This is a genomic window from Mycobacterium sp. E3247 (assembly GCF_001667785.1).
Classification (GTDB): Bacteria; Actinomycetota; Actinomycetes; order Mycobacteriales; family Mycobacteriaceae; genus Mycobacterium.
Window position 1 is genome coordinate 1 of sequence record NZ_LZJG01000018.1, and the last position, 5,675, is coordinate 5,675.

Below are 5,675 nucleotides of genomic sequence, written 5' to 3' on the forward strand. Positions count from 1 at the left end.
CCGCGACGAACTGCTCAACGGCACGCTGCTGGTCACCGGGGTGAGCCCGCGGCCGGACGCCACCGGTGAACAGTTCGTCACCATCGCCGGAGTGATCAACGGGCCCACCGTCAGCGAGCACGCGGTGTATCAGCGCATGGCGATGGACGTCGACCACTGGCCCACCATCGGCCAGTTGTTCCCGGTGGTGTATTCGCCGAAGAATCCCGACAACTGGCGGCTGGCGCCGTCGGAGCCGCCCCCGGTGTAGCGAAAGGCGGCGACAGGACTCAGCGCCGATTGTTGAGGTTGTCGACGACGCCCCGCAGTACCTCGGGGTGGCGCAAGAACGGCGTGATGATGTCCACGGGCAGCGGGAAGACGACGGTCGAATTCTGGTCCGCCCCCAATTCCAGCAGCGTTTGCAGATACCGCAATTGCAGTGATGCGGGGCTCTTGGACAGGGTCTCCGCGGCCTCGCGCAGCTCTTCGGAGGCCTGCAACTCTCCGCGGGCGTTGATGACCTTCGCGCGGCGTTCACGTTCGGCTTCGGCCTCGCGGGCCATCGCCCGCTGCATCGACTCGGGAATCTCGACGTCTTTGATCTCCACGACGCAGACCTGCACACCCCAAGGTTCGGTCTGCTTTTCGATGATCGTGCGCAGGTCGCTGTTGAGGTCCTCCCGGTGCGCCAGCAGGGTGTCCAAGTCGGCCCGTCCCAGCAGCGAGCGCAGCGTCGTCTGGGCGATCTGCGAGGTGGCCACGGCGTAATTCTCCACCGCCAGAATCGCTTTCAGCGGCTCCATCACCTGGAACATGACGACGGCATTGACCCTGGCCGGGACGTTGTCGCGGGTGATCACCTCCTGCGGCGGAATGGTCAGCGTCACCAGCCGCTGATCCACGCGAATCATCTTGTCCAGGAAGGGGATCAGGAAGCGAAGGCCTGGACCGTACAGGGGGCGCACGTGACCCATCCGGAAGACGACTCCGCGTTCGTACTCGCGCAGCACGGCCAGCGACCACATCGCGAGGACGGCGAGCCCGACAAACCCGGCGATGACGACGACGATCACGACGGAAGTCATGTGGCGTTGCCCTCCTTGCTCTCCCAGCTGCCCCAGCGAGTCGAATACCTGTCGATCGCCGCGGCCGCCTGGTCCTCGAGCGCGGTGCGGTGCGGCAGGTGATCGGGCGCATTGGACGGGGTGTTCCACAGGTGGCGGACCAGCGGCAGGCCGAGCAGCGCGACGATCGAAATGGTGCCGGCCAAGACCAACACGTCAGCGCCCGAGTGGTTGGTGAACATCGTCGCCAGGGGCAGCACGATCCCGAATCCGGCTACGCAACAGGCGATCCCGCGGTGGAACCGTCCGGCGTCCGAATGCGGCCACGGGTCCACCTCGCGGCTGATCTCCCGGCCGTGATCGGACGTCGTGCAACCGGTCTTGACGGGACAGCTGTTGCACACCACCGGCTGGGCGCGATACCGCATGACCCGGTGGCGCGGGTCGAACGAAGTCGGCCATAACCAGTGGTCCTGCGGGCACACCCAGGCGTCGTGATCCGGCCGGTAGGTGAATTGCCCTGTGCGCCAACGCGCCGCGCGGGCCGACGCGCTCCTGGCCATCGAGTCGAAACTCCAGCCGATGGCCACCAGCGCGAGGGAATACCCGGCGATCAGCCATACCGAGGCGGCCGGTTGAGTCACCTGTCAGTCCTTCGCCGCCACCGGGGCACCGGTCTCCGGCTCGGTCGGGGCTTCGACGTAGAGCGGATGTTCGGGCAGCTCTTGAACCGTCGAACCCGTGCGGAAATGCCGCAACGCCGTCCAGGCGATCCAGACGAACGGCAGCACACCGCCGACGATCAGAATGAGGTCGCCCGGCATCCGCAGCCATTCGATCACCGCATTCCCGGGTCTGGTGATGTAGCCCAGCGAACGAGCCTCGAAATAGCCGTCGTTGACCGAGTGATACAGCTGCAGCACGCCCAGCGGCAACAGGGTGACGAACACCATCCACGCCAGGCCGATGTTCATGCACCAGAACGAGATTCGCGCCAACTTCTCCGGCCACTTGTCGGCCGGGATCACGTAACGGAACGTGAACATCGCCAGGCCGACGGCGAGCATGCCGTAGACGCCCATCATCGCGCCGTGTGCGTGGTTGGCGGTCAGCGCGGTCCCGATCTGGTAGTAGGACACGATCGGCAGGTTGATCAGGAACCCGAAGATGCCTGCGCCCAGGAAGTTCCAGAAGCCCACCGCGACCAGGAACATGACCGCCCACCGATGCGGGAAGGGGTTGGTGTCGCCGGACTGCTGGCGCGCCCCCAGTTGCAGGAACGCCCACGCCTCGACGGTGAGGAAGGTCAACGGAATCACTTCGGCCGCCGAGAAGAACGCGCCCAGCGCCATGTGCTCCACCGGGGTGCCCGAGAAGTACAGGTGGTGCATGGTGCCGATGACGCCGCCCGCGGAGTACAGGATGACGTCAAGGAAGATGACGCCCAGCGCGATCCGTTCGCGCACCACGCCCAGCAACACGAACATGTAGGCCACCATCACCGTGGTGAACAACTCGAGGAAGTCCTCGACCCACAGGTGGACCACCCAGAACCGCCAGAACTCGGCGACGGTGTAATGCGTGCCGCTGCCGGCCAACAGCCCGACGGTGTAGAACGCCGGGATCGCCAGCCCGGAGAAGAAGAACAACCATGGCATGTTCATCTTCGACTCGCCTTTGAGCCGGGCCCGCATGCCCCGGAAGATGATCGCAATCCACACGAACAACCCGACGATCAGCAGGATCTGAAACAGCCGCGGCAGGTCCAGATACTCCCACTGCTGGGACAGCAGCCCATGTGGGATCACTCCGTAGATGGAGAGCGCCTCGCAAATCAGCGAACCGAACACCACCACCGCGACCGCGCCCAGCAGGACGTACGCCAGCAACCCCTGACGGCGCGGCTCGCGGCGGGCGATGAACGGCACCAGGAAGATGCCGCCGGCTAGGAAGGCCGCCGCGGTCCAGAACAGCGCCAGCTGCACGTGCCACGTGCGCGCCAGGTTGTAGGGCAGTACCCGGGCCAGGTCCAGCCCGAAGAAGGTCGACAGGTCGGCCCGGTAGTGCTCGGCGGCCGCGCCCAGCAGCGTCTGCGCCAGGAACAGCACAGAGACGATCGCGAAGAACCACACGCACGCGCGCTGCGCCGGCGTCAGGCTCACCTCGCCCGGTTGGCGGAATGACAGCGTAGACGACTCGGCGCTGTGCCAGCCGACCTTCTGGCTCCATCGCCCGTAGACGGCGAACATCGCGCCGATGCCACCGAGCAGCGCGATCAGCGACAGCGCCGACCACACGATCACCGGCGCGGTCGGGCCGTTGTCGACCCGCGGCTCGGCCGGCCAGTTGTTGGTGTAGCTGTACTTGTGACCGGGGCGTTCGGCCGCGCCTGCCCAGGCCGTCCACGCGAAGAACGCCGTCAGGTCGTGGATCTGCGCCTTGTCGGTGATCATCCGGGGCAGCAACCCGTACTTGGTCGAGTTCTCGCCGAAGTAGGTGGCGTAGTGGTTTTGGATGTGGTCGAACGCCGCGGCCTGCCGGTCGGTGAACACCAGCGTCTTGGAGTTGGGGTTGTATCGGTTGGTACGGAACTCGATGACCACTCGATCGCGCGGGTCGGTCACCCCCTGCGCCCGCAGCTGGTCGGCGACGTCCTGCGTCGCCATCCGCAGGTATTCGGCGGTGTAGTCGGGCCCCAGGTATGCGCCGTGCCCCAGCACCGAGCCGTATTCCATCAGGCCCCGAGTCTGGTAGAGCTCCTGCCCCCGAGTGATGTCGTCGCCGGTGAACAGCAGCTGGCCCGATTCGTTGACGACCCTGTCCGGCATCGGCATCGACGCCGAGTAGGTGCGGTAGGCCAGGATGCCCATGACCAGGAAGCCGAAGATCATGACCAGGGCGACGCCCTGAAGCCAGCCTTTGCCTACCAGGGGCTGTGAGGAAGTCGGTTGAGCGGTCTGTTGAGCGGCCATACGCGAGTCTCCCGTCTCCGATGATGGGTGGTGACGCCCCGCCGTCCATCTGCGCAAACAGCTTGTATTCGGTTGTCATCGCCGGGGGAACGCCAATTCTTCGCCGTCACACGTTGCCAAGGGCCTATGGCATCTGTTTCGGGACCAATGCCCCTGGGCGAGAGTGGCTTCCCCCCATAACGTCATGGCTGGGCGACGCGAAAGTTCCCCGCTTACACCTCAGCAGAGGAGACCGCGATGAGCAATAGCCTCCCGGCTCCGGCAGTCGTCGTAGGGGTGGACGGCTCGAGGGCGGCGCAGCAGGCCGCCCTGTGGGCGATCGACGAGGCCGTCAGCCGCGATATCCCGATGCGATTGGTCTATGTCGTCGACCCGCAGGACGCCACCACCGCGCACGCCTGCGAGGCGCGCCTCGCAGGCGCGAGGACGGCGCTGGCCGACGCCCATCGGTCCGTGGGCGCCACAGGCGCTCCGGTCAAGATCGAAACCGACATCCTGTGCGGAAGGCCGCTCACCAAGCTGCTGGAGGAGTCGCGGTCGGCGGCCATGATCTGCGTCGGCTCGATCGGGCTCAACCACGCCCGCCATGGCGGAACCCCGGTCGCGACGGCGTTGGCCGGCTCGGCCCGGTGCCCGGTCGCGGTCATCCGGCAGCCGGCAAGACGGTCGGCGGCGCCGAAGGTGACGACGGTGCTGGCCGAGGCCGACAACGGCATGGTGCTGCGGCATGCGTTCGATGAGGCGAGGCTGCGCGAGGCGACGCTGCGCGCGCTCTGGGTGTATCGCGGTGAGGACTCCCAGGACGACGGTGACGGAACGCGTTCGGCGCAAGCGCAATTGACTCGACGGCTCGCGCGTTGGACGCGGCTGTACCCGGACGTGCGGGCGGAGCCCGCGATCGTGCGCGACAGTGTGGAGCAGTACCTGCGCGCCAACCCGGAAGCCGGGCAGCTGCTGGTCACCGAAGGTCATACCGCTGAGCGGGTTTGCAACGCGGGACATTCCGTGCTGGCGATACGGTGCGGCAACCTGTGACCGCGCGAATGGCGGAAGCGAATGCCGATCTGGTCGGCCGCGCCGACGTGGAGGCGCTCCTGCGCCGCTTCTACGGGCGGGCGCTGGCCGACGAGGTGCTGGCCGAGCCGTTCGCCGGCTTGCGCGCCGTCGGTTTGGACGCACACATTCCGAGGATGTGCGATTTCTGGGAGACGGTGCTCTTTCGCGCGGGAAGCTACCGCGGCAGCGCGTTGCAGGCGCACCGCGACATCCACCGGCGGACCCCGCTGTCCAACCGCCACTTCCTGCGCTGGCTCAGCATCTGGCACACCACCGTCGACGACATGTATCGCGGACCGGCGGCCGACCGGGCGAAGGTTCAGGGCGCCCGGATCGCCTGGGCCATGCACCGCCGGCTCACCGGACTCGACGCACCCGAACTGCTCGCCACCGCGGCTTCGTGATCAGCCGTGGCTGATGCGCAGCAGCTCCTCGAGGTTGGGCAGCTTGACGCGGGGACGCCCGTGCGGCTCACCGGCGGCGCGCTCGTGACGGTCGATGACCTCCCAGTGCGCTGAGGTGACCAGCTTCGGCTGGCGTGAGGCCAGCCACTCGGCCAGCTTGTCGGCGTGGTCCTCGGGGAAGTCCGCCAGGTCGCCGG

6 protein-coding genes and 1 pseudogene are annotated in these 5,675 nt (G+C 66.9%); 3 read left to right on the forward strand and 4 right to left on the reverse strand.

Features of this window, described 5'->3' with window-relative positions; all coding sequences use genetic code 11:
- The coding region (locus A9X04_RS00685) for a hypothetical protein (RefSeq protein ID WP_067916780.1) at positions 1 to 250 on the forward strand (250 nt) is incomplete at its 5' end.
- A gap of 19 nt (positions 251 to 269) precedes the next feature.
- Here A9X04_RS00685 and A9X04_RS00690 read toward each other — a convergent pair.
- From A9X04_RS00690 to A9X04_RS00700, 3 genes are read right to left on the reverse strand one after another with little or no spacing between them, the layout of a single operon-like run.
- Positions 270 to 1,067: a slipin family protein gene (locus A9X04_RS00690; protein ID WP_067916782.1), complete on the reverse strand. Its 798-nt coding sequence runs from the start codon at positions 1,065 to 1,067 to the stop codon at positions 270 to 272.
- The gene (locus A9X04_RS00695) at positions 1,064 to 1,690 is read right to left on the reverse strand and encodes a hypothetical protein (protein WP_067916786.1); all 627 of its coding nucleotides are present in this window, start codon (positions 1,688 to 1,690) and stop codon (positions 1,064 to 1,066) included. The genes A9X04_RS00690 and A9X04_RS00695 overlap by 4 nt, the downstream gene beginning before the upstream one ends.
- 3 nt (positions 1,691 to 1,693) lie before the next feature.
- Entirely contained in the window at positions 1,694 to 4,018 is a 2,325-nt protein-coding gene (locus tag A9X04_RS00700; RefSeq protein WP_067916788.1) for a nitric-oxide reductase large subunit, read from the reverse strand.
- Positions 4,019 to 4,255: 237 nt separating this feature from the next.
- Between A9X04_RS00700 and A9X04_RS00705 the strand changes: the two genes are divergently transcribed.
- Entirely contained in the window at positions 4,256 to 5,053 is a 798-nt protein-coding gene (locus A9X04_RS00705; RefSeq protein WP_067916790.1) for a universal stress protein, read from the forward strand.
- A gap of 8 nt (positions 5,054 to 5,061) precedes the next feature.
- A complete protein-coding gene (locus A9X04_RS00710) occupies positions 5,062 to 5,478 on the forward strand; it encodes a group III truncated hemoglobin (RefSeq protein ID WP_067916792.1) in 417 nt (138 codons plus the stop codon).
- Here A9X04_RS00710 and A9X04_RS00715 read toward each other — a convergent pair.
- Positions 5,479 to 5,675, reverse strand: a pseudogene (locus A9X04_RS00715) (NADP oxidoreductase); the annotation flags it as partial.

Excerpts from the sequence above, each read along its gene's own strand:
- A9X04_RS00690 (WP_067916782.1), bottom strand. The coding sequence starts at position 1,067 with ATGACTTCCGTCGTGATCGTCGTCGTCATCGCCGGGTTTGTCGGGCTC.
- A9X04_RS00705 (WP_067916790.1), top strand. The coding sequence starts at position 4,256 with ATGAGCAATAGCCTCCCGGCTCCGGCAGTCGTCGTAGGGGTGGACGGC.
- A9X04_RS00700 (WP_067916788.1), bottom strand. The coding sequence starts at position 4,018 with ATGGCCGCTCAACAGACCGCTCAACCGACTTCCTCACAGCCCCTGGTA.
- A9X04_RS00710 (WP_067916792.1), top strand. The coding sequence starts at position 5,062 with ATGGCGGAAGCGAATGCCGATCTGGTCGGCCGCGCCGACGTGGAGGCG.